Raw genomic sequence first — 21,798 nt, 5'->3', positions numbered from 1 at the left:
GCAGGCGCGCCCTGTCTCCACCGCTGAATGGCGGACCGGCACGGACCGGCTTCCAGTTTTGGGAAGCGGCTGGGCTTGCACAGGTTCTTGTGGCGGGCCGACGAATATGGGAGACCGCTTCGTCATGGACGACACGCCCTCCGAACCCGGCCCCGCATCGGGCTTCGCGCCCGAAGCGCAGGCCGATGCGCCTGCCTCCAGCGTGACCAGCCGCCGGATGCTGATGCTGGGCGCGGTCGGGGCGAGCACGGTGATTGCCGTCCGCCCGGCGCTGGCCCAGACGACGGCATCGGTGCTGAACTGTCAGATCCCCGTGCCCGGTCCGGGCGATGCCGGAAAATATATAGACAGGAATGGTAACGTCGTGAACCCCGGCCCGCTGGGCCCGTTGGGCGCGCTTTTCGGCGGGCCCTATCCGCCACCGTCGCGGCCCTTCACCGGCGAAGAAGTGCGCAATGCACTGTACAACGGCATGTCGCTGCCCGGCACCACTTACTATTCCAACGATGCCTATCTCAAATATATCAAGAAGCTGAGCGGCGGCCAGAGCGGCTATACCTGTTTCCTGTCCATTCAGAATCCCAGGACCTGATCCGATGGCCGGTCCGCGCTACCGCGCGGCGGCGGCGGCGCTCTTGATCGTCGAGCCGCTGGATATGTTCACGGCCGTTTTCCATCGCCCCTCCGGCGTGACCCATTTGCTGAACGAACCGGCGCCACAGATAATGGAGGCACTGGCGGACGAACCCTTGGATAGGGATGCGCTGCTCGCTCGGCTCACGCAAAATTTCGACTTGGGTGACGCAGACGGTACGGCGGTGTTGCAGGCTCGTCTGGCTGAACTGGAGGCGGCCGGATTGGTCGACCGGGCGTGAGGCATCAAATTACCTTGCGGGTCGGGCCGGTCGGTTTCCGGATCGGATCGGACTGGCATGCGCCGATTGCGGCGCTGGATGCGCTGTATCGCGACTATCCGCGACCCGAATTCGCCGATTACAGCGTCCGATTGGAGGCCGTATCGCCCTGGCGCCGCCGGGTGCGGCCATCTGTTCGGGTGGCGGGGGATTATTGGTTGCCTGATGCGTCGCCATTGCCGTTGGCGCAAGGCGTGCTGGCGGCCGAGATGGGCATGAACTTGCAGGTCGCGCTCGGGCATCGCCGTCACCTGCTACTTCACGCCGCCGTGGTCGCACGCGACGATCGGGCGATCCTGATGAGCGGCGAGTCCGGCGCAGGCAAGTCGACGCTGGCGTTGATGCTGTCGCAAAGGGGCTGGCGCTTCCTGGGCGACGAGTTCGCCATGATCGATCCGGACACCGGCTTGGCCCATCCCTTTCCCCGTCCGGTCAGCCTGAAGAACGAGAGCCTTTCGCTCATTCCCGAAGGCTATCGTACAGGTCCGTTGCTGACGGGCACGCCCAAGGGCGATGTGCGCCACGTCGCGCCGCCCGCCGCTGCGATCGCTGCGATGGACGAGCGTGCACAGCCTGCGCTGTTGATCTTTCCGCGCTTCGGTTTTCCCTCCGCCTTGAGCGGCGTCGCGCCGACCGAGACCTTTATGCGATTGACTCAGGCATCGACCAACTATGTCGCGATGGGGGAGGCCGGGTTCCAGACGCTGACCCGTCTCCGCGGGCAGGTCCCGGCGGTGGCGCTGGATTATCCCGATGGCGAAGCGGGTGTCGCCGCTGTCGAAGCCCTTTGGGAGGCGCTGTGAGCGCGGTTCGGACGTTGGTCGCGCTGCTGCGTGATCCCAGGCGTGCTAGGGCTGTGGATCCGGCGCACTGGACCGAGGTGCTGGCGGTTGCGCGGGCCGAGACGCTGGCCGGAACCTTGGCGTATCGATTGGAGGGGCTTGCGCTACCCGGTGAGGTCGTCGGGGCGCTCGCGGAGGCCCGGATCGACGCCGCCGAGGCCAGGCGGACGGCGCTGTGGGAGGCGAACCGCGTGGCGCTTGCGCTTCGGCCCCTGGGGCACCCGGTCATCCTGTTGAAAGGCACCGCCTTCGTCGCGGCCGGGCTGGCGGCGGGCCAGGGGCGCGGTATCGGCGACTGCGATATCCTGCTTCCCCGGCCGCTGCTCGGCCATGCCGAAAAGCTGCTGGTCGATGCCGGATGGGAATGGATGAAATCCGATCCCTATGATGACCTTTATTATCGCCAATGGATGCACGAGCTCCCGCCGCTGGTCCATGGCGAGCGGGGGCGGATGGTCGATGTGCACCACACCATCCTGCCGCTGACGGCGAGGCCTACACCGGATGCACTGGCTCTCATCGACGATGCCGAAGTGCTGGACGGCGGATTGGCGGTGCTGTGCCATACGGACATGATCGTCCATGCGGCGGCGCATCTGTTGGCCGATGGCGAACTGGCCGGGGGCCTCCGCAATTTGTGGGATATCCATGCGCTGATCGAGGAAAAGGGCATGGAGGGGCTGGAGGTACGGGCGGCGCATCACGGCCTTTCGTCCGCCGTTGATCGTGCGCTGCGGTTGACGCATGCGCTTTATGGCACGGCCGTTCCTGCCCGGTGGCGAAGGCTGACCATGATCGATCGCCTTTACCGATGCCGCATGACGGCGCGTGACGGATGGGGGCGGGAACGGCACAAGGCGTTACGGACCGTCTTTTATATCCGCTCGCACCTCATCCGAATGCCGCTGCCGATGCTCATCCGACATTTGTGGATCAAATGGCGGAAGGCGAAAGCCACGACAGGGTCGGGATAAGCTCGGCATAGCCGTCGATGATCGCATCGCCCCCCAGGGCCTCGACCGGCTGGCTCAGGAACCCGAAGGAACAGGCGATGACCGGCAGTCCTGCTGCACGGGCCGCCTGGACGTCGAAGATCGAATCGCCGACGAACGCGGCTTTCCCCCCGCCGCACTGCTCGACCAGGGCCTGGATCGGTCTGGGGGAGGGCTTTGCGACGCCCAGCGTATCGCCGCCGATGATTGAGGCGAAGCGATCGGTCAGGTCTAGCGCCCCCAGGATCGCCCGGGCGAAGCGCTCCAGCTTGTTTGTCATGATGCCCAGCGTTACGCCGCGTGCCGCCAATTCATCCAGCGCTTCGATCGCGCCGGGGAAGGGTGCGGTATGCACCGCCAGATGGGCCTCGTAATATTCGAGCAGCAGGTTGTGCAGCCGATCCAGCGTCTCGGTATCATGGCCGCCGGTCGCGTCCAGCCCATGCCGCAACATCGCGCGGGCGCCGCCGCCGATCATCGGCTTGACCGCCTCAACACTCAGGGGCGCACGTCCGATCGAGCCCAGCGCGTGGTTGACTGCGGCGGCCAGGTCGCCGCTGGTATCCAGCAGCGTGCCGTCCAGGTCGAAGCCGACAATGGCGAAGGGAAAACCATGCGATGAATTGACGTCCATGTTCGGTCCCGGTGCAGTCTCCGACTGGCCTTGACCGGAAATCCATGGCAGGCGCAACCGTCATGACGAGACCGATCGCCGCCATCATCCTCGCCGCGGGCAAGGGCACCCGCATGAAGTCGGACCTGCACAAGGTCCTCCATCCCATTGCCGGGCGGCCGATGCTGCTCCACCTGATCGACAGCGTGAAGGCCTTGTCGCCCGAACGCATGGTCGTGGTGACGGGCGCCGGGCGCGAGCAGGTCGAGGCGGCTGTCGCTCCGCTGGGCGTCGCCACCGCGCTTCAGGCCGAACAGCTGGGCACCGGCCATGCCGTCGCGCAGGCACGCGAGGCACTGGCCGGGTTCGAGGGCGATGTGCTGATCCTCTACGGCGACGTTCCGCTGGTAGAGGCAGGGACGATGCGTGCGATGATCGACCGGCTGGGCGAAGCCGATGCGCCAGCGGCGGTGGTGTTGGGCTTCCGTCCCGATGACCCTGCCGCTTATGGCCGGGTCATTGCCGATCGGAGCGGGCGTATCGATCGGATGGTCGAGTTCAAGGATGCCAATCCTGAAGAGCGTGCCGTAACCCTCTGCAATTCCGGCTTGATGGCCGTGCGCTCAAGCGATTTGTTCGGCCTGCTCGACCGGGTCGGCAACGACAATGCGGCGGGCGAATATTATTTGCCCGATATCGTCATGCTGGCCGCCGCAGACGGTCGCCATTCGGCCGTCATCGAGACGGGCGCGGGCGAGGTCGCGGGCGTCAACAGCCGGGCCGAACTGGCGGTGGTCGAGGGGGATTGGCAGGTCCGTCGTCGTGCCCGTGCAATGGCCGACGGCGCGACGCTCATCGCACCCGAGACAGTCTGGTTCTCGCACGATACCCGTCTCGGCCGCGACGTCGTGATCGAGCCGCATGTCGTGTTCGGCCCCGGCGTCCATGTCGCCGACGGCGTGACCATCCACGCCTTCAGCCATCTGGAGGGCGCGACCGTCGCCACCGGTGCGGATATCGGCCCCTATGCCCGGCTTCGCCCCGGTGCGGACGTACGCGAGGGCGCACGGGTCGGCAATTTCGTCGAGATGAAGAAGGCCGTCCTCGGCCCCGGCGCCAAGGCCAATCATCTGACCTATCTGGGCGATGCCGAAGTGGGCGCGGGCGCCAATATCGGCGCAGGCACCATCACCTGCAATTATGACGGCTTCCTGAAGTATAAGACCGTGATCGGCGAGGGGGCTTTTATCGGCTCGAACTCGGCGCTGGTCGCGCCCGTCATGATCGGTGCGGGTGCGATCGTGGGCGCGGGTTCCGTCGTGACGAGCGACGTGGAGGCCGATGCCCTGGCACTCGTCCGCGCCGAGCGGCGGACCAAGGCCGGTTGGGCCAAGCGTTTCAGAGACATGATGACGGCCAAAAAGGCTGCGAAAAAGGCTGGGGAGTAATTAGCTTATGTGCGGTATCGTAGGAATCCTGGGCGGTGACGACGTGGCCGAGAGGCTGCTCGACGGGCTGCGTCGACTGGAATATCGGGGCTATGACTCGGCAGGCATCGCAACGATCGACCATGGTGAGATCGAACGTCGCCGGGCCTCGGGCAAGCTGGTCAATCTGGCCAAGGAACTCGCGGCGCATCCGCTGCCCGGCTCCATCGGTATCGCGCATACCCGCTGGGCGACGCATGGTGGCCCCACGACCAACAACGCGCACCCGCACGCGACCGATCACGTCGCGGTCGTGCACAACGGCATCATCGAGAACTTCAAGGCTTTGCGCGACGAACTGATCGGACGCGGCCGGGTGTTCACTAGCGAAACCGACACCGAAGTCGTGGCGCATCTGGTCAGCGAGAAGGTAGAGCAGGGCCTCGACCCCGTTGCCGCCGTCCGTGAGGTGCTGCCGCGCCTGCACGGGGCCTTCGCGCTCGCCATCCTGTTCCGCGATCAGCCCGACATGCTGATCGGCGCGCGGCTCGGCTCGCCGCTGGTGGTCGGCTACGGCGATGACGAGACCTATCTCGGTTCCGACGCGCTGGCGCTGGCACCGCTGACCCAGCGTATCGCCTATCTGGACGAAGGCGACTGGGTCGTCTGCACCCGCGAGGGCGCCCAGGTCTATGACCGTGACAACACCCCCATCGACCGGCCCGTGACCCTGTCGGGCGTCACCGGCGCGCTGATCGACAAGGGCAATCACCGCCACTTCATGCAGAAGGAAATCTACGAGCAGCCGATCGTCGTCGCTCAGACGCTGCGCTCGTATCTCCAGCGGCTGGAGGGCAAGGTTGCGCTGCCCATTCCGGACTTCGACCTGTCGGGCATCAAGCGGGTCACCATCGTCGCCTGCGGGACCAGCTTCTACGCGGGCATGGTCGCCAAATACTGGTTCGAGCAGTTTGCGCGCGTGCCCGTCGACCTCGATGTCGCGTCCGAGTTCCGCTACCGCGCGCCCGTCATGGAGCCGGGCGGGCTAATGATCGTCATCAGCCAGTCGGGCGAGACCGCCGACACGCTGGCCGCGCTCCGCCATGCTAAGAATGAGGGGCAGACGATCGCGGCGGTGGTCAACGTGCCGACCAGCTCGATGGCGCGAGAGGCCGACCTGCTGCTGCCGACCCATGCCGGGCCGGAAATCGGCGTCGCCTCGACCAAGGCCTTTACCTGCCAGCTGAGCGTGCTGGCCGCGCTGGCCGCCAATCTGGCCAAGGCAAAGGGGCGCCTGTCGGCTGACGAGGAAAAGCAGATCGTCCGTCACCTGGCCGAAGCGCCCGCCGCCATCAACGGCGCGCTGGCCTATGACGAAGCGATCGAGGGCATGGCGGGTGCCGTCGCGGGCGCGCGCGACGTGCTCTATCTGGGGCGCGGCACCGACTATCCACTCGCGTTGGAAGGGGCATTGAAGCTGAAGGAAATCAGCTACATCCACGCCGAAGGTTATGCGGCGGGCGAGATGAAGCACGGCCCGATCGCGCTGATCGACGAGCATGTCCCCGTCATCGTCATCGCGCCCTCCGGCCCGCTGTTCGAAAAGACCGTCTCGAACATGCAGGAGGTTCAGGCACGCGGCGGCAAGGTGATCCTGATCTCCGACTATGACGGGATCGAAGCGGCGGGCGACGGATGTATCGCCACCATCACCATGCCCAAGGTCCACCCGCTGATCGCCCCGATCGTCTATGCGGTGCCGGTACAGCTGCTCGCCTATCATGTCGCCGTCGCCAAGGGCACCGATGTCGACCAACCGCGCAATCTGGCCAAGAGCGTTACGGTCGAATAACTGACCATTTACGTCACTTTAAGCCTCTCTGGTTACCATCTATCTTCGTGTTGAGTAATGAAGACGGATGGTAGCCGGATGCGTATTCTGATCGCCGACGACGAACCGGCGGTTCACGAGAGCTACGAACTATGCTTCTCGGGACGAAACGTCACCCTGGACGCTATGGCGACCGAGCTGTTCGGTGAGGGGGCCGACGGGGGGGACGGCGACCTGGTCCTCGACCGGCATCATTGCCATCAGGGTCTGGAGGCGGTCGCCGCAGTGGAGCGAGCCCAGGCGGAAGGATCGCCTTTCGCGGTGGCGTTCATCGACATACGGATGCCGCCGGGTATCGACGGTCGCGAAACCGCGCGGCGCATCCGGGCGCTCGATCCCGATATCCATATCGTTATCGTCACCGGCTATTCCGATTTCTCCCCCGCCGAGATCGGCAAGGTGGCGGGGCCGGCCGACAAGATCTTCTACATCGCCAAGCCGTTCGAGGTGATCGAAGTCCAGCAGATGGCGCATGCTCTGTGCCGCCGCTGGGACAATGACCGCGAACTGGCCGCCGCTCGGGCGTTGCTGGCGACGCAGGTCGCGACGCTGGAGGAAAAGACCGCCGAGCTGGAAGCGAACGAAAGCCGGGCGATGCATATCGCCATGCACGACGCCCTGACCGATGCCCCCAACCGCGTCGCCTTCCTGCGCCGCCTGACCGAGCGAGGGCGTCAGGACGGTCCGTTCGTTACCGCGATGCTCGATCTCGACCGGTTCAAGCTCGTCAACGACACGCTCGGTCATCTTGCCGGGGATGAATTGATCCGTATGGTGTGCGCGACCATCCAGGCCAATATGCCCGAGGGCGCGATGCTGGCCCGGCTTGGCGGCGACGAGTTTGGCATCTTCTTCGAGGTTGAGGACATTGACCTGGCCGTCGCGGCCTGTGACCGGATCGTCACCGCCTGTGCCTCGACCTTCAACGTGCTGGGCCATGCGGTGCGGTGCGGCGCATCCTGCGGCTTGGTGATGTGCCAGCCGGGCGGGGAGCGCGATCCGACCGATCTCGTCAGACAGGCCGACATGGCGCTGAACGAAGCCAAGCGTTCGGGGCGCGGAACCGTTCGGGTTTTCGATGCCAGCATGGACGAAGGCATTCGCGTTCGCCGGGAGATCGAGGCCGGTTTAAGCCAAGCCATCGCCCGCGACGAGCTGAGCCTGGCCTATCAGCCGATTGTCGCCCGGGGCAGCCTGGACATTGTCGGGTTCGAGGCGCTCGTCCGCTGGAGCACGCCCGAACGCGGTGCGATCAGCCCGGCGATCTTCATCCCGCTGGCCGAGGAAAGCACCCTGATCCATGATCTGGGTGACTGGATCCTCGACCACGCCCTGGCCGAGCTCCAGCATTGGCCGGGCCAATATGTTTCGGTGAATTTCAGCCCGATCCAGTTCCGCCGTTCGCATTTCGTCGGGCATGTGATGGAGAGCGTGCGAAGGGCGGGCGTCGAGCCCCAGCGCGTCCAGATCGAGATTACCGAAACCGCCATTTTCGACGATGCCGAACATGCCGCGCAGACCCTTTGCGAACTGCGCAAGCTGGGCTTCCGTATCGCGCTCGACGACTTCGGTACGGGCTATTCCAGCCTTTACAACATCCGCAAATTCGCGCTGGACTGCCTGAAGATCGACCGCAGCTTCATCGACGGCATGGGGCGCGAGCGCGAGTCCGCGGCGATCGTCCATTCCATCATCCATCTCGGTCGGGCGTTGGGCCTGGGCGTGATCGCCGAGGGCGTCGAGACGGAATCCCAGGCGCAAGCGCTGCGCGTCGCAGGTGCCAGCCATCTCCAGGGCTATCTCTTCTCGAAACCCGTTCCGGCGACCGAGGCCCGCAAACTCGCCGAGCGGAAATTCCTGACGCTGCCCGGCGAAGCGCAAGGCGCTCCCATCATGGCAGGCGCGGGGCGCTGACGAAGCGAAGCATCATGCGCCGGTGGCATGAACGGCGGCGGCCACGATCGCTTCGTGAGACGATGGTGTCGCTGCTGACCCTGACCGGGATCGGCGGGGCACTGGCGCTGGCCGTCCTGCTGACGCTGGTCATCTCGCCGGGTTTTGCCGAGCTGGAAGAGCGGGCGACGGAAGGCTATCGCGGTCGGGCCCAGACGGTGTTGTCGGACTTCGCGGCGATCAGCGAGGTTGCCGCACGCGAACAGGCCAGTGCCGTTACCTCCGACGGCATCGCGCCGACCGTGCCAGACCAAAGCATCGTGTATCGGCGTGCGGTCGGTGAGGGCGGCAGCGTTCAGCGGCCCTTGACCAAAGATACGCGTCAGGTCGAAGCGGCACTGGATCGCCTGGGTTTCGAACATCTGGTGGACGCAGGGCGCTCGACACGTTTCTATCTGGCCGTTGGGGAAGACGTCCTGGCCGTGGGTGTAGCGGACAGCCCGCGAGGCAATATGCACGTCGCCGTGGCGCGGCGTCTGACAGTGCAGACTCTGTCTCGCCTGCTTGGGCGACCAGTGGCCCTTTCCACCGGGGCTCCGACCAGTAATGCTGGGCCCCGCCGCGGCGCGCAATTCATCGATATCGCCGTGCCGGTCGATGGACCTGATGGGCGGCCGGTCGCCTCGGCCCGGTTCCGGGTCTCACGCGAGGTCGTGCTGCTCGGCCGCCGCGTTCTCCTATTAGCGGCGGCGGCATCGATCCTCCTGCTGGTGCTGCTTCTGCTCATGCTGCGGCGCGCGCTGGGGCGGTTCGTGCTCGTTCCGCTCGACCGGGTCCAGCGGCATATGCAGCGGGTCCAGGCATCGGGCGCGCTGCTGCCGTTCGAGGACGATCAAGGCCAATGCGAGGAGTTCGGATCGCTCGGCCGCAACTTCAACGCCATGCTCAGCCAGCTCAAGGATTTGCGCGAACGCAACGAAATACAGAGCTTCGCGCTCGGTCGTTCGGAAAGCGCCGTCGCGGTCCTGCACAATGTCCGCAACGCACTGGCGCCCCTGGCGACGATCCTCAGCCACGGCGTGGGACAGCATAACGGCGCCCGACGCGACCTGCTCGACCGCGCGCTGGCCGAACTGGCGGACGGGGAGGTCGAGCCCGAAAGACGCGCCAAGCTCGTCGCCTTCCTGTCGACCGCCTTCGATGCGGAAGCGCTGGCCCGCACCGAGGTCCGGCGGCAATTGGAAGTCGGGCGCGATGCCATGCGCCAGACGCTGGAGATCATCGGCGCGCAACAGGCCCGGGCTCACGAGCGGCCCGCCCGCGAACGCTGCGACATCAGTGACATCGTGGCGCGCAATGCGACGATCGCACGTTATGCCCATGCCGTATCGATCAGCTTCACCTTCCCGGCCCACCCGGCCTATGTGGTGGCGAACCGGGTGATCCTGAGCCAGGTGATCGGCAACCTCTTCTCCAACGCGGTCGAGGCGATCGTCGCGACGGGGCGCGATCATGGCGCGATCACCGTCGACATTCCGCCGCCCAGCGAAGGGCGGCTGTCTGTTCGGATCATCGATGACGGCGAGGGGTTCGAGCCCGCCCAGGCGACGCGGCTGTTCCAGGCCGGCTACTCGACCCGGACCGAGAAGTCCGGCGGGCTTGGCCTGCATTGGTGTGCCAATTCCATGGCGGGGATGGGCGGGACGCTCGAATTGCGCAGTGCAGGCCGGGGCACCGGTGCGGTGGCGATCGTGACGCTCGACGCGGATGGCGAAGGGGAGCGCCAGGTCGAACTGGCTGCCTGATCGTCGATCATAGCGGCAGTTCCGCCTGGGTCGGGGCAGACTGAGCGCCGTCATCATCGCTGGAAAGGCCGGATAGCGTCAGCCCCAGCAGACGAACCCCGAGCGTCACGGGCAGTTGCTGGTCCAACAGATCGAGCCCGACCGCCAGAAATTCGGCACGGTCACGGATCGGGTGATGGGCCGAGCGCGCCCGTGTGATGGTCCGGAAGTCGCTGTGCCGTAATTTCAAGGTCACCGTCCGGCCCGCAACCCCGCTTCGTTCGATCCGGGTCCAGGCGGCGTCGACCACCCGCTCCAGCGCACTCCGCAGCCCCTCGCGATCGGACAGGTCGGACTCGAAAGTCCGTTCGGCGCCGACCGACTTGGCGATGCGATGGGCACGAACCGGTCGGTGATCGATCCCGCGCGCGGCCCCGTAGAGATAATCGGCATAGCTGCCGAAATGGCGTTGCAGGAAATCCAACGGTCGGTCGCGCAAATCCTGTCCGGTCAGGATGCCCAGAGTCTCCATCTTGCGTGCCGTGACCGGTCCGACACCATGGAACCGCTTAACCGGCAATCCCGCGACAAAGGTCGCGCCGTGCGCCGGTGGAATGATGCATATGCCGTCGGGCTTGTTCTGATCCGAAGCGAGCTTGGCGATGAACTTGTTGTAGCTGACCCCGGCCGAGGCGGTCAGCCCCGTCTCCGAGCGGATCGCCTCTCGAATGGCATTGGCGATGGCGGTGGCCGACCCCAGGGCAGCCTGGTCTTCGGTGACGTCGAGATAGGCTTCGTCGAGCGATAGCGGCTCGATCAGGTCGGTATAACGGGCGAAGATGGCGCGGATCTGTTGCGAAACCTCGCGATACACGTCGAACCGGGGCGGCACGAACACCAGGTCCGGACATTTGCGCAATGCCGTCACCGAAGGCATGGCCGACCGAACGCCGAAGGTCCGCGCTTCGTAGCTCGCCGCCGCCACGACACCCCTTGCGCGTGATCCACCCACGGCGAGCGGACGCCCGCGCAACGCCGGATCGTCGCGTTGCTCTACCGAAGCGTAGAAGGCGTCCATGTCGACATGGATGATCTTGCGCCCGTCAAGCCGCCCCGTTTCGTCGAAAGGTGATAATGGCGCTGGCACGCAATAGCCCGGAATGATCCTTGCGCCCGCACCCTACGGGCTTGAAAACGAAACAGGAACAGCGCCCAAACGTCAAGCCCGGGGTCGTCGGGACGGCAATCAGAGCGTTGATCAAAATTAATATCCTTTTATGGAACCTTTTCTAAAAGGGGCGCGGGATGATGATTTGATGCGCTTCCGATCCTTCGGTGCCGCTGCCCTTTTATTGCTCCTGTGTCTGCCCGCCATGGTCCGGGGAGAAGCACGCGGCGATCCATGGGCGGCATGGCAATGGGCCAGCTTCACGCGGCTCGGCGACGCAGTGCGCCTGCCCCATATCACCGCGACGGCGGTTGTCCGCGCCAGCGACGGGACCATGTGGATCGGTACGCGAGGCGGTCTGATCCGCTATGACGGGCAGCGTGTCCGTAGCTTCAAGGCCTTGTCGAGCGATCCGTTTTCGCTGCCGGATAATTATGTCCGCTCGCTTTTGGCGCTGCCCGATGGCGGGCTGTTGATCGGCACCAATGTCGGCGGCCTGGCGCGTTACGAACCGGCGAGTGGCCGGTTCATCCGGTTGAAGGCCCGTAATGGACCGACGGGCAGCCGTGTTTTCAGCTTTACCCCGGATGGATCGGGAGGGGCCTATATCGCATCGGATGGTGGCGTTCATCATTACATCGCCCATGCCGATCAACTCGACTCCATGGCAGGTTCGGCGATCCGGTCGGCCGACGGGCGCCGTCAGGGAGCATTTGCGGTCTACCGCGATGCGGATGGCACGCTCTGGGCGGGGTGTGAAGGTGGACTGTGGGTACGCCCTGCCAAGTCCAGGCGGTTCCATCCGACGTCGCTCGTGGATGCCGCGAATAGCCGTGACATCTGGTCGATCCTGCGTGATCGGCACGGGCGGCTATGGGCAGGCACAGGTTCGGACGGCGTCTATTTGTCGAATGACCGGGGCATCCGCCCGCGTTTTTCGCAAATGCCCGCATTGCGTGGCGCCGCCCCCCTGATCGGGCATCGGACGATCAGGGCGATCATCGAAGACGAACGGGGAAGGCTATGGGTCGGTACCGATGGCATGGGGATCGTGCTGATCGATCCCCGCCACGGCTTTTCGGCGACCGCGATCCGCCATCTCGGCGCGAACCCGATGTCGCTGGCGGGCGACACGGTGCGCGCGCTGGCGCTGGACGGGTCGGGGGGCGTCTGGGCCGCAACCGAAATGGGCGCGGCGCGGACGCAGGGACTGGGCGGCGGGACGTTGCGTATCGGATCGGCGATGCCCGATCCGCGCATGTCGCTGTCGGACGACAATGTTCGTGGGATCATGGTCGACCGGCATGATCAGGTCTGGCTGGGCCTGAGTAACGGGACTGTCGATGCGCTCGACCGAAAGGCAGGGCGGGTTCGTCGACTGACCCTGAACGGCCAGCATGGCGGTCAGGATATCAAGGCGCTGCTGGAATCGTCGGACGGCACCATCCTGGTCGGTGCGCGCGGCGTCGTCGCGATCGATCCGCGCACCCTGTCGCAGCATGCGTTGACCGTGAATGGGCTCGGCGACCTTCCGGTCATCTCATTGGCCGAGACGCGCGATGCGCTGCTGATCGGCACCTATAAGGGCCTGTTCGTTCGACGGCGCAGCGACGGACGGGTGCGGGTGTTCGAACATGATGCCGCCGACCCGCACAGCCTGCCCAACAACGAAGTCATCAACATCGTGACGCAGTCTGACGGCAGCGTGCTGGTCGCCACGCCGGGCGGCATCGGCCATCTCGATGTGCCAGCGGGAAAGTTCACCAATTTTTCCAGTCGGTCGCCAGGGCCGGGTAGCTTGCCGCAGGACTATGCCGGTTCGATCATTCCGGCCGGGCGCAGGATATGGGTGGGAACCTATGGCGGCGTCGCCCTGGGCCGGGCGGTCGCAGGCGGCTGGCGCTTCCGTGCGATCACGGAAGCACAGGGACTGGCAGGGGACAATGTTGCCTCCCTTGTCCTGGATGCCCAGCAACGTCCCTGGGTCGCCAGTGCCGGCGGCATCTCGGTCATCGACCCGGCAAGCCGCCATGTGCGGGTCATGAGCCAGCGCGATGGACTGAGCGCCAGCGCCTTCAACCAGCGGGCGGCGGCGCGAATGGCGGACGGCTCGCTGCTGTTCGGCGCACCCGACGGGCTGATCGTCCTGCAACCCGATGTCCTGCTCGGGCGGCTGAGCCGCGCCCGTCCGGGACCGTTGATCGTCAGCTCGGCGGATATCGACGGTCACGCATTGGCCGTGGACTCGGCCGTCAAATCGCTCTCGCTGCGCTGGGGTGCGGACGGGCGCACCCTGCGCATCGGTTTTGCCCTGGCCGATTATGACGCGCCGGAGACGATCCGCTATAGCTATCGCCTGGACGGATTCGACCGGACATGGATGACGGTGCCAGCGGGGACGCCCGCCAGCGCGACCTATACGAACCTTCCGGCGGGCACCTACAACCTGGAACTCCGGGCCTATGTTCCGGGGCTGGGCGCGCGGATGGTCGAGCGTCGCGTCGAGATCACCGTCGATCCGCAATGGTATGAAAGCTGGCTCGGACGGATCGGCTTGGCCATGCTGTTCCTCTTGCTGCTGGGTGCGACCTTCTGGCTCGTTACGGCCGTCGTTCGCCGTCGCGCGCGAATGCTCGAAACCATGGTCGAGGAGCGGACCAGCGCACTGCGCGCCGCGAATGAGCAACTCGACCGCCTGGCCAGCACCGATCCGCTGACCGGGCTGGCCAATCGCAGGACCCTGATGGCGGCGCTGCAGGATGCGCGCGACCGGGCAATTGCGGAGGACGGCTACTTTACCTTCGCGCTCCTGGATATCGATCATTTCAAGCGGATCAACGACGGCTATGGCCATGGCGCTGGCGACGAAGTGCTGGTGCGTATGGCAGCCCGTCTGCTGAAGGGCGTAAGGTCGAACGACGTCGTGGCGCGCTATGGCGGCGAAGAGATCGCGATCCTCTTTCCCGCCGCGACGCTCGATAGCGCGACGGGCATCGTCGAACGCTTGCGGCAGGAAATCGCCAGCACGCCGCTGCTGGTTGGCAACCAGGCGATCACCGTCACCTTCAGCGCGGGCGTGACGGAGTGGCGTCCGTGCGAAGACGTGGCGGCCATGATCCGCCGTGCCGACGACGCACTCTACGAAGCGAAGCGCAGCGGAAGGGACCGGGTCGCGCGGGCGGCCTGATCCGGAACCCGTGCACGCCCGACAGCATTGAATGGACATGACGATGAACGACAGCGCCGATACCGCCCCATCGCTCGTTCGGAGCGGTCGTCTGGTCCGCCGGGGCGGTGCCTTTGTGCTGGAAGGCGATGACGGCAGGCATCTGGAACTGCGTCTGATGCGGGTTCCCGTCGATCATGTCGGCAAATCGGTCGCGGTGACCGGCCACCTGCTGACCCCCGATGTAATGGAGGTCCACGGCGTCAGGGGCGCCTGAACGGGATCAATGCGCCTTCGCTGGGGATCAGGTGCAGCACGCCCACGATGGCCGCACCGATGATAAGGCCGACAATGGCCGAGCCGATCGCGCCGACCAGCCACTCCGCCACCGCGCCACCGACGGGCAGCGCCTCACCCGCGTGATGCGCGGTGCCGTGGATCAGATGGGGCAGGGTGGTCAGCCCGAATTCCTCCATGCCGTGGACGATGATCCCGCCCCCGACCCAGACCATCGCGGCAGTACCGACGATCGCCAGCACGCGCAGCACGACCGGCATCGCCTTGACCAGGCCACGCCCGATCGCTTGCGCGGTCGCATTGTCGCGCCCGGCCAGATGCAGACCGATATCGTCCATCTTCACGATGGCGGCGACCACGCCGTACACGCCCACGGTGATCGCGATGCCGACCAACGCCAGGGCAATGGCCTGGGTGCCGATCGACAGGTCGGGCAGTTCCGACAGGGCGATGGCCATGATCTCCGCCGACAGGATCAGGTCGGTGCGGATCGCGCCGGACACCTGGCGCTCTTCCAACTGCTTGGCGTCGACCGGCGCGGCATCCTCCGCCTCGGCATGATGGCCGGTGAGCGTTTCAAGGATCTTCTCGCTCGCCTCGAAGCACAGGAACGCGCCGCCCGCCATGAGGATCGGCGTGATCGCCCAGGGCGCGAAAGCGCTGAGCAGCAGGGCGGCAGGCAGCAAAAAGATCAGCTTGTTGCGCAACGAGCCCAGCGCGATCTTGCCGATGATCGGCAGTTCGCGCTGCGGCGCCAGCCCGACGACATATCGCGGGGTGACGGCCGTGTCGTCGATGACCACGCCCGCCGCCTTCGCACCCGCTCGCGCCGAAGCACCCGCGACATCGTCCAGCGACGCCGCCGCCAGCTTGGCGATCGCCGCCACGTCGTCCAGCAATGCGACCAGACCACCAGCCATCGACCCGTATCTCCCTAAACCCTGTTATCCCGTGCCTAGAGGCTCCTTGGGGGCGATGCACGGAAAAATGACGAGTGCGTCATGTCATCCATGTTGCGTCGCGCCAGACCTCGCTCAGATGAGCGAGCAGGGCGGGTACCGCCGGGGGCGCCCCCGCCGCCGCATGGACTGCCCAGATGCCGACCGCTGCCGAGCCTTCATGAGCCGGTAGGATGCGGACCAGCCGGCCATCCGCCAAGGCATCGCCAACATCCCATAATGAGCGAAGCGCAATCCCCGCGCCGCCCAGGACCAGTTCGCGCACCACCTCGCTGGATGGGGTTTCGACACGGCTCTCGCCGTTCACCGTCGCCCCCGTCAGCCGCCAGGGGAACTGGCCTTGCGCGGCAAGCAGCGCATGGTCGGCCAGATCGGCGATGTTTTGGGGCGTCCCGGCTCGGGCAAGATAAGCGGGGCTCGCACACAGAACCCGCCGATTGTCGGCCAGTCGATGCGCTTCCAGACCGGAAGGCGGCGTCGCGGTGATCCGGATCGCGAGGTCGATGCCGCCGTCGATCACGTCGATGAAATCGTCGGTCAGATCGAGCCGAAGCCGGATCGCCGGATAGCGGTCGAGAAAGGGGGTGAGATACGGCGCGATCCACATCCGCCCGAACGAGGTCGGTGCGCTTACCCAAAGCGGGCCCGCAGGACCGCCGCCATTCTGCGTCGCCCGAGCCTCCGCCGCGCGAAGCCCGGCGATCAGCGGTGCTACTTCCATATGGAAGGCGGCCCCGGCCGTGGTCGGGGCCAGACGACGGGTCGTACGGTGGAGCAGCCGCACACCCAAACGGCGCTCCAGCCGGGCGATCCGTTTCGACACCATGGCGGGCGACAGCCGCCAAAGACGAGCCGCGCTCGCCAGACTGCCCTCACGAACGACATCGACGAACAACGCAATGTCGGGGTCCATTCGTTCCTCCAGCGATCGACAGCTATTCGATTATGCCGACTACCGGAACAAATGGCGATGCTCTATCATCCCGACCACAGGGCAAGAGGAGAGTTTCGATGCTTGAGGAGCGCCGCATGATCGACCGCCACGGCCTGTCCGTTGCTCCCGCGCTCGTCCGCTTTCTGGAGGAGCATGCACTGCCCGGCAGTGGCATCGATCCGGATCGTTTCTGGGCCGGGATGGCCGATATCGTCACCCGCTTCGCCCCCGAGAACGACGCGCTGCTCCGTCGCCGCGATGCGCTGCAGGCGCAGATCGATGACTGGTATCGACAGGCCGGCGCGCGCGACGGAGTAGCGCAGCGGGCGTTCCTGACCGAGATCGGCTATCTGGTTCCCGAGCCCGCGCCCTTCACCATCGCGCCGGACGATGTGGATGAGGAAGTCGCGTCGCGCGCCGGGCCGCAGCTGGTCGTCCCGATGCTCAATGCACGCTTCCTGCTCAATGCCGCCAATGCCCGCTGGGGCAGCCTGTATGACGCGCTCTACGGCACCGACGCCATCGCGCCGGTTTCGGGGACGACGGACTATGACCCGGAGCGCGGCGCGGCGGTGATCCGTTGGGCGCGTGGCTTTCTGGACGAGGCCCTGCCTATTGCTGGGGGCTGGGACGCGGTGCCCGACCTTGCCACCGCCGTCGAGCGGCTTGAGGATCCATCGCTGTTCCGGGGGCGGAGCGAGAAGGGCTGGCTGTTCCGCCATCATGGCCTGCATATCGAAGTCATGGTCGATACCGACCACCCGATCGGCCGTACCGACCGGGCCGGGATCGCGGACGTCGTGTTGGAGTCGGCACTCACCACCATCTGCGACCTGGAGGACTCGGTTGCGGCGGTGGATGCCGAGGACAAGGTTGCGGGCTATGCCAACTGGCTCGGCCTGATCGACGGCACGCTGTCGGCTCGGGTCGAGAAGGGCGGCCGCTCCATCACGCGAACGCTTGCCGCCGATCGCGAGTATCGCGCACCCGACGGCACTGCCTTCGCGCTGCCCGGACGCAGCCTGTTGTTCGTCCGCAATGTCGGCCATCTCATGACCACGCCCGCGCTCCAACTGGCGGACGGTGGCGAAGCGCCCGAGGGTATCCTCGACGCGATCGTCACCAGCCTGATCGCGATGCGGCGCGGTGGCTCGATCTATATCGTCAAACCCAAGATGCACGGGCCGGAGGAAGCCGCTTTCGCCGACCGTCTGTTCGACGCCGTCGAGGACATGCTGGGCCTGGCGCGCCATCGCATCAAGATCGGCGTGATGGACGAGGAACGGCGTACGTCAGCCAATCTGGCCGCGTGTATCCATGCGGTAAGAGACCGGATTGTCTTCATCAATACGGGTTTCCTCGACCGTACCGGTGACGAGATCCACACCGCGATGCTGGGCGGCCCGGTGGTGCGCAAGGCGGCGATGAAGGAATGCGACTGGATTGCGGCCTATGAGGATCGCAACGTCCAGATCGGGCTGGCCTGCGGCTTTGCGGGGCGGGCACAGATCGGCAAGGGGATGTGGGCGGCGCCCGATCGGATGGCCGACATGCTCGCTCAAAAGGGTGCGCATCCGCTGTCGGGCGCGTCGACGGCCTGGGTGCCGTCGCCGACCGCAGCCACGCTGCACGCCACCCATTATCACCGGGTCGACGTCGCCGCCCGTCAATCCGAGCGTGCCGCCGAGCCCGTCGCGTCGCTCGAACGGCTGCTCACCCCGCCGATCGCCGAGACGCCCGACTGGTCGCCCGAGGAGATCGCGGCGGAACTCGACAATAATGCGCAGGGGCTGCTCGGCTATGTCGTGCGGTGGATCGATCAGGGCGTGGGCTGTTCCAAGGTCCCCGACCTCCACGATATCGGCTTGATGGAGGACCGGGCGACGCTGCGCATCTCTTCGCAGCATATCGCCAACTGGTTGCATCACGGCATCGTCTCGGCCGATCAGGTTGAGGAGGCGCTGACGCGCATGGCGGCCAAGGTCGATGCGCAGAACGCGGGCGATCCCCTCTACCGGCCTATGGTGAAAGACGGGCTGGCGATGCAGGCGGCGCGCGCGCTGATCTTCGAGGGGCTGGCGCAACCCAATGGCTATACCGAGCCGCTGCTGCACCGCTATCGTGCGAAGGCCAAGTCGAAGGAGATGGCCTGATGCCGCTTTACGCGCTGGAGGAACGCCAGCCGGTCGTTCATGACACCGCCTGGATCGCCCCCTCGGCGGATGTGATCGGCGAGGTGCTACTGGGCGAGCAGGTCAGCCTATGGTTCGGGGCGGTGGTCCGGGCCGATAACGGGCCAGTGCATATCGGCGCGCGGACGAACATTCAGGACGGCGCGGTCCTTCATTCCGATCCGGGAAGCCCGCTGACCATCGGGATGGACTGCACTGTTGGGCACCGCGCGATCCTGCATGGCTGTACGGTGGAGGATGGGTGCCTGATCGGCATGGGCGCGACCGTATTGAACGATGCGGTGATCGGGGCCGGGTCGCTGGTCGGTGCAGGCGCGCTGGTCACGGAGGGAAAGGTGTTTTCGCCCGGCAGCCTGATCGTCGGTGCACCAGCCCGCGCCGTCCGGACACTGGAACCCGACCAGATCATGCGGCTGCGCGCCTCCGCCACAGGCTATGCCGGGCGGGCCGTGCGATATGCTGAAGGGCTGACGCGGCTGGACGCGGGCCTGCCGGGCGAAAACGTTGACGCGCGGACGGGACCTGCCTAGCCAAAGGGGGTGACGCCGCCCACCATCCTGATCGTCGAGGACGATCCCGCCCTCCGCACCCTGACCGCACGCGCGCTTCAGGAGAACGGTTTCGCCGTGAAGCTGGCCAATGCCGCCCCCGAAATGTGGCAGGCGCTGGAGGTCGGGCAGATCGACCTGATCCTGCTCGACATCATGCTGCCCGGCACGAGCGGCATCGATCTCTGCCGCCAGGTTCGCCAGAAAAGCGCGGTTCCCATTATCTTCATCAGCGCCAAGGGCAGCGAGGTCGACCGGGTGGTCGGGCTGGAACTGGGCGCGGACGATTACCTCGCCAAGCCGTTCGGTACCCGAGAGCTGGTCGCGCGCATCCGCGCCGTCCTGCGTCGTGGCGGCCTGGAGAACACGCCGGGCGAGCGCGAGGCCGGGATATTGGGCTTTGACGGCTGGACCGCCAATCTGCCTCGCCGCGAGCTCATGTCGCCCTCGGGCGCACAGGTTGAGCTGACGGGCGCCGAGTTCGATCTGCTCGTTGCCTTTCTCGACAATGCGCAGCGTGTCGTCGCACGCGAGCGGTTGATCGAATTGTCGCGGGCGCGGATCGGGGACAGCTCGGACCGCAGCATCGACGTGCTGGTCAGCCGCCTCCGCCGCAAGCTGTCGGGGGCGGGCGGGGCCGCGCCGATCGTCACGGTGCGCGGCGTCGGCTATATGCTGAACGTGCCGGTGGAACGGCGGTGATCCGCCCTTCGGTCGGCCTGCTCGGCCGGATCGTCGCGATCCTGCTGCTGGCGGTTACGATCGAGTTCGCGATTTCCACCTATCTCTACGAACGCGCCAGCCATGTCTCGGTGCGTGACGACGAAGCCCGGCGGCTAGCTGAGCATCTGATCGTCGCCCGTCGCGTGCTCAACGAACGGCCCGCCGACGAACGTCCGGAGGTGGCGGACGAGTTGACGACCGATCGCTATATCGTCAGCTGGTCACCCGTGGCCCCACCGCGACCGAAGATCGCCCCCGCGATGGACAGCATGCGTCGTCAGATCGTCGACTGGGAACCTTCGCTGGCGGCGACCGACATCCATTTGCGGCTGACCTCGCCGGGGCGGACCTCGGTCGTGTCGGGTGATCTGCGATTGGATGACGGATCGCTGCTGAGTTTCCGGATGCGTGAAGGGGTTCGTACGCTCGACCTCGCACTCGGGCGGGTGCTGCTCGCGCTGATCCCGGCGATTGCGCTGATGCTGCTCAGCGGTGCGCTGATCGGGCGCATCCTGCATCCCTTGCGGATGCTGGCGCGCGCCGCCGACAAGCTGGGCCGGGGGCAAGGCGGGCAGGGGGCCGCGCTGATCGTGCCCGAGCGTGGACCGGGCGAGGTGCGACATGTGACGCGCGCGTTCAACCGGATGCAGGCGCGGATCGGGCGACTGATCGACGAGCGCACCCGCGCGCTGGCGGCGGTCGGGCATGACCTTCGCACTCCGCTGGCCCGTCTGCGGTTGCGCGCGGACTCGATCCGCGACGACGAGGTGCGCGAGGCGATCGGTACCGATATCGAGGAGATGGAGGCGATGGTCTCCTCGCTCCTTGCCTTTCTGGGCGGCGACGGCGATGTCGAGCAGCCCGAGCTGACCGACCTGGCGATCCTGTGCGCCAATCTGGCCGACGACGCCGCCGATCATGGCCGCGACGTGCGTTATGTCGGGCCGGACCATTTCGATTGCCGCCTCCGCCGCTTCGGCATGAAGCGCGCCTTGACCAACCTGGTCGAGAATGCACTCCATTATGGCGAGCATGCGATCATCACCCTGCGTGCCGATCCGGGGTATGATGTGCGTATCCGGGTCGAGGATGACGGACCCGGAATTCCCGACGAATCGCTCGAACTGGTGCTAGAGCCCTTTGTGCGCCTGGATACCGCACGTCGCCGCGACACGGTGGGATTTGGCCTGGGATTGTCGATCGTCGCCCGCGTGGTCGCGGCGGAGGGCGGCGAACTGACCCTTGCCAACCGCCCCGAAGGGGGGCTTTGCGCCGAAATCCGTCTTCCGCATTGTCGGACATGATTTGTCACGCACTCGCTGCACGGCAGCAAAAAAGGGTGCGTATATCCTGAACCCAGAGGAAGAGACGGCCTCCGCAAAACGGGGCGGCCCCTTCTCTGACGAGTTTAGACAAGTTCAGTCGGGAGAATGACCGATGACGATGGAGTTCGAT

At 66.0% G+C, this 21,798-nt stretch carries 18 protein-coding genes; 14 read left to right on the top strand and 4 right to left on the bottom strand.

Going from position 1 to position 21,798, the window contains the following annotated elements; all coding sequences use genetic code 11:
- Positions 1-124 precede the first annotated feature (124 nt).
- The 4 genes from ASF14_RS11735 to ASF14_RS11720 are packed head-to-tail and all read left to right on the top strand — an operon-like array spanning position 125 to position 2,730.
- Positions 125-592: a hypothetical protein gene (locus ASF14_RS11735; RefSeq protein ID WP_056435375.1), complete on the top strand. Its 468-nt coding sequence runs from the start codon at positions 125-127 to the stop codon at positions 590-592.
- Positions 593-596: 4 nt separating this feature from the next.
- Positions 597-875, top strand: coding sequence for an HPr-rel-A system PqqD family peptide chaperone (locus tag ASF14_RS11730; RefSeq protein ID WP_056434959.1), 279 nt, complete (start codon positions 597-599; stop codon positions 873-875).
- A complete protein-coding gene (locus tag ASF14_RS11725) occupies positions 872-1,717 on the top strand; it encodes an HprK-related kinase A (RefSeq protein ID WP_056434958.1) in 846 nt (281 codons plus the stop codon). Before ASF14_RS11730 ends, ASF14_RS11725 begins: the two co-directional genes overlap by 4 nt.
- On the top strand, positions 1,714-2,730 hold the full coding sequence (locus tag ASF14_RS11720; protein WP_236697033.1) for a nucleotidyltransferase domain-containing protein: 1,017 nt from the start codon (positions 1,714-1,716) through the stop codon (positions 2,728-2,730). Before ASF14_RS11725 ends, ASF14_RS11720 begins: the two co-directional genes overlap by 4 nt.
- Here the strand turns inward: ASF14_RS11720 and ASF14_RS11715 are convergent.
- Positions 2,690-3,382 carry an HAD-IA family hydrolase gene (locus ASF14_RS11715; RefSeq protein WP_056434956.1) on the bottom strand — a complete coding sequence of 231 codons (693 nt, stop codon included), beginning with the start codon at positions 3,380-3,382 and terminating at the stop codon, positions 2,690-2,692. The genes ASF14_RS11720 and ASF14_RS11715 overlap by 41 nt on opposite strands.
- A gap of 62 nt (positions 3,383-3,444) precedes the next feature.
- Between ASF14_RS11715 and glmU the strand changes: the two genes are divergently transcribed.
- From glmU to ASF14_RS11695, 4 genes are all read left to right on the top strand, one after another.
- A complete protein-coding gene (gene glmU / locus ASF14_RS11710; RefSeq protein ID WP_056435373.1) occupies positions 3,445-4,809 on the top strand; it encodes a bifunctional UDP-N-acetylglucosamine diphosphorylase/glucosamine-1-phosphate N-acetyltransferase GlmU in 1,365 nt (454 codons plus the stop codon).
- Between the two features lie 7 nt (positions 4,810-4,816).
- Positions 4,817-6,640 (top strand): glutamine--fructose-6-phosphate transaminase (isomerizing), encoded by a 1,824-nt coding sequence (gene glmS, locus ASF14_RS11705; protein WP_056434955.1) that lies wholly within the window; start codon positions 4,817-4,819, stop codon positions 6,638-6,640.
- A gap of 78 nt (positions 6,641-6,718) precedes the next feature.
- Entirely contained in the window at positions 6,719-8,593 is a 1,875-nt protein-coding gene (locus tag ASF14_RS11700; protein WP_056434954.1) for a putative bifunctional diguanylate cyclase/phosphodiesterase, read from the top strand.
- A gap of 14 nt (positions 8,594-8,607) precedes the next feature.
- Positions 8,608-10,377: a sensor histidine kinase gene (locus ASF14_RS11695; RefSeq protein ID WP_082442207.1), complete on the top strand. Its 1,770-nt coding sequence runs from the start codon at positions 8,608-8,610 to the stop codon at positions 10,375-10,377.
- A gap of 7 nt (positions 10,378-10,384) precedes the next feature.
- On the opposite strand, the gene dinB is transcribed toward ASF14_RS11695, so the two are convergent.
- On the bottom strand, positions 10,385-11,503 hold the full coding sequence (dinB, locus tag ASF14_RS11690; protein WP_269083250.1) for a DNA polymerase IV: 1,119 nt from the start codon (positions 11,501-11,503) through the stop codon (positions 10,385-10,387).
- Between the two features lie 169 nt (positions 11,504-11,672).
- Between dinB and ASF14_RS11685 the strand changes: the two genes are divergently transcribed.
- Both ASF14_RS11685 and ASF14_RS11680 read left to right on the top strand, forming a co-directional pair.
- Positions 11,673-14,711, top strand: a complete 3,039-nt coding sequence (locus ASF14_RS11685; RefSeq protein WP_168371522.1) for a ligand-binding sensor domain-containing diguanylate cyclase — start codon at positions 11,673-11,675, stop codon at positions 14,709-14,711.
- Positions 14,712-14,754: 43 nt separating this feature from the next.
- Entirely contained in the window at positions 14,755-14,967 is a 213-nt protein-coding gene (locus ASF14_RS11680; protein ID WP_056435371.1) for a DUF5818 domain-containing protein, read from the top strand.
- Here the strand turns inward: ASF14_RS11680 and ASF14_RS11675 are convergent.
- Positions 14,954-15,907, bottom strand: coding sequence for a DUF808 domain-containing protein (locus tag ASF14_RS11675; protein ID WP_056434950.1), 954 nt, complete (start codon positions 15,905-15,907; stop codon positions 14,954-14,956). The two genes, ASF14_RS11680 and ASF14_RS11675, sit on opposite strands and share 14 nt — an antisense overlap.
- A 79-nt stretch (positions 15,908-15,986) precedes the next feature.
- Positions 15,987-16,859, bottom strand: coding sequence for a LysR family transcriptional regulator (locus ASF14_RS11670; RefSeq protein WP_056434949.1), 873 nt, complete (start codon positions 16,857-16,859; stop codon positions 15,987-15,989).
- Positions 16,860-16,975: 116 nt separating this feature from the next.
- On the opposite strand from ASF14_RS11670, the gene ASF14_RS11665 reads away from it, so the two are divergent.
- Genes ASF14_RS11665 through ASF14_RS11650 form a run of 4 tightly spaced genes read left to right on the top strand, consistent with a single transcriptional unit; the run spans position 16,976 to position 21,647 of the window.
- Positions 16,976-19,033 carry a malate synthase G gene (locus ASF14_RS11665; protein WP_236697032.1) on the top strand — a complete coding sequence of 686 codons (2,058 nt, stop codon included), beginning with the start codon at positions 16,976-16,978 and terminating at the stop codon, positions 19,031-19,033.
- Positions 19,033-19,602 (top strand): gamma carbonic anhydrase family protein, encoded by a 570-nt coding sequence (locus ASF14_RS11660; RefSeq protein WP_056434947.1) that lies wholly within the window; start codon positions 19,033-19,035, stop codon positions 19,600-19,602. Before ASF14_RS11665 ends, ASF14_RS11660 begins: the two co-directional genes overlap by 1 nt.
- Before the next feature lie 9 nt (positions 19,603-19,611).
- Complete coding sequence (locus ASF14_RS11655) at positions 19,612-20,322, top strand: response regulator (RefSeq protein ID WP_056434946.1); 711 nt, start codon at positions 19,612-19,614, stop codon at positions 20,320-20,322.
- Positions 20,319-21,647, top strand: a complete 1,329-nt coding sequence (locus ASF14_RS11650; protein ID WP_201780579.1) for an ATP-binding protein — start codon at positions 20,319-20,321, stop codon at positions 21,645-21,647. The genes ASF14_RS11655 and ASF14_RS11650 overlap by 4 nt, the downstream gene beginning before the upstream one ends.
- The last annotated feature ends 151 nt before the right edge of the window (positions 21,648-21,798 follow it).

The sequence above is a fragment of the Sphingomonas sp. Leaf257 genome (genome assembly GCF_001422185.1).
Lineage (GTDB): Bacteria > Pseudomonadota > Alphaproteobacteria > Sphingomonadales > Sphingomonadaceae > Sphingomonas > Sphingomonas yabuuchiae.
The sequence above is the reverse complement of the archived record's forward strand: the minus strand, read 5'-3'. Positions and strand labels throughout refer to the sequence as shown.

Bases quoted from the DNA above. Each gene is read 5' to 3' on its own strand.
- ASF14_RS11675 (WP_056434950.1), bottom strand. From the start codon at position 15,907: ATGGCTGGTGGTCTGGTCGCATTGCTGGACGACGTGGCGGCGATCGCC.
- glmS (WP_056434955.1), top strand. From the start codon at position 4,817: ATGTGCGGTATCGTAGGAATCCTGGGCGGTGACGACGTGGCCGAGAGG.
- ASF14_RS11735 (WP_056435375.1), top strand. From the start codon at position 125: ATGGACGACACGCCCTCCGAACCCGGCCCCGCATCGGGCTTCGCGCCC.
- ASF14_RS11680 (WP_056435371.1), top strand. From the start codon at position 14,755: ATGAACGACAGCGCCGATACCGCCCCATCGCTCGTTCGGAGCGGTCGT.
- ASF14_RS11670 (WP_056434949.1), bottom strand. From the start codon at position 16,859: ATGGACCCCGACATTGCGTTGTTCGTCGATGTCGTTCGTGAGGGCAGT.
- ASF14_RS11730 (WP_056434959.1), top strand. From the start codon at position 597: ATGGCCGGTCCGCGCTACCGCGCGGCGGCGGCGGCGCTCTTGATCGTC.
- ASF14_RS11700 (WP_056434954.1), top strand. From the start codon at position 6,719: ATGCGTATTCTGATCGCCGACGACGAACCGGCGGTTCACGAGAGCTAC.
- ASF14_RS11685 (WP_168371522.1), top strand. From the start codon at position 11,673: ATGCGCTTCCGATCCTTCGGTGCCGCTGCCCTTTTATTGCTCCTGTGT.
- ASF14_RS11715 (WP_056434956.1), bottom strand. From the start codon at position 3,382: ATGGACGTCAATTCATCGCATGGTTTTCCCTTCGCCATTGTCGGCTTC.
- ASF14_RS11660 (WP_056434947.1), top strand. From the start codon at position 19,033: ATGCCGCTTTACGCGCTGGAGGAACGCCAGCCGGTCGTTCATGACACC.
- ASF14_RS11665 (WP_236697032.1), top strand. From the start codon at position 16,976: ATGATCGACCGCCACGGCCTGTCCGTTGCTCCCGCGCTCGTCCGCTTT.
- ASF14_RS11695 (WP_082442207.1), top strand. From the start codon at position 8,608: ATGCGCCGGTGGCATGAACGGCGGCGGCCACGATCGCTTCGTGAGACG.
- glmU (WP_056435373.1), top strand. From the start codon at position 3,445: ATGACGAGACCGATCGCCGCCATCATCCTCGCCGCGGGCAAGGGCACC.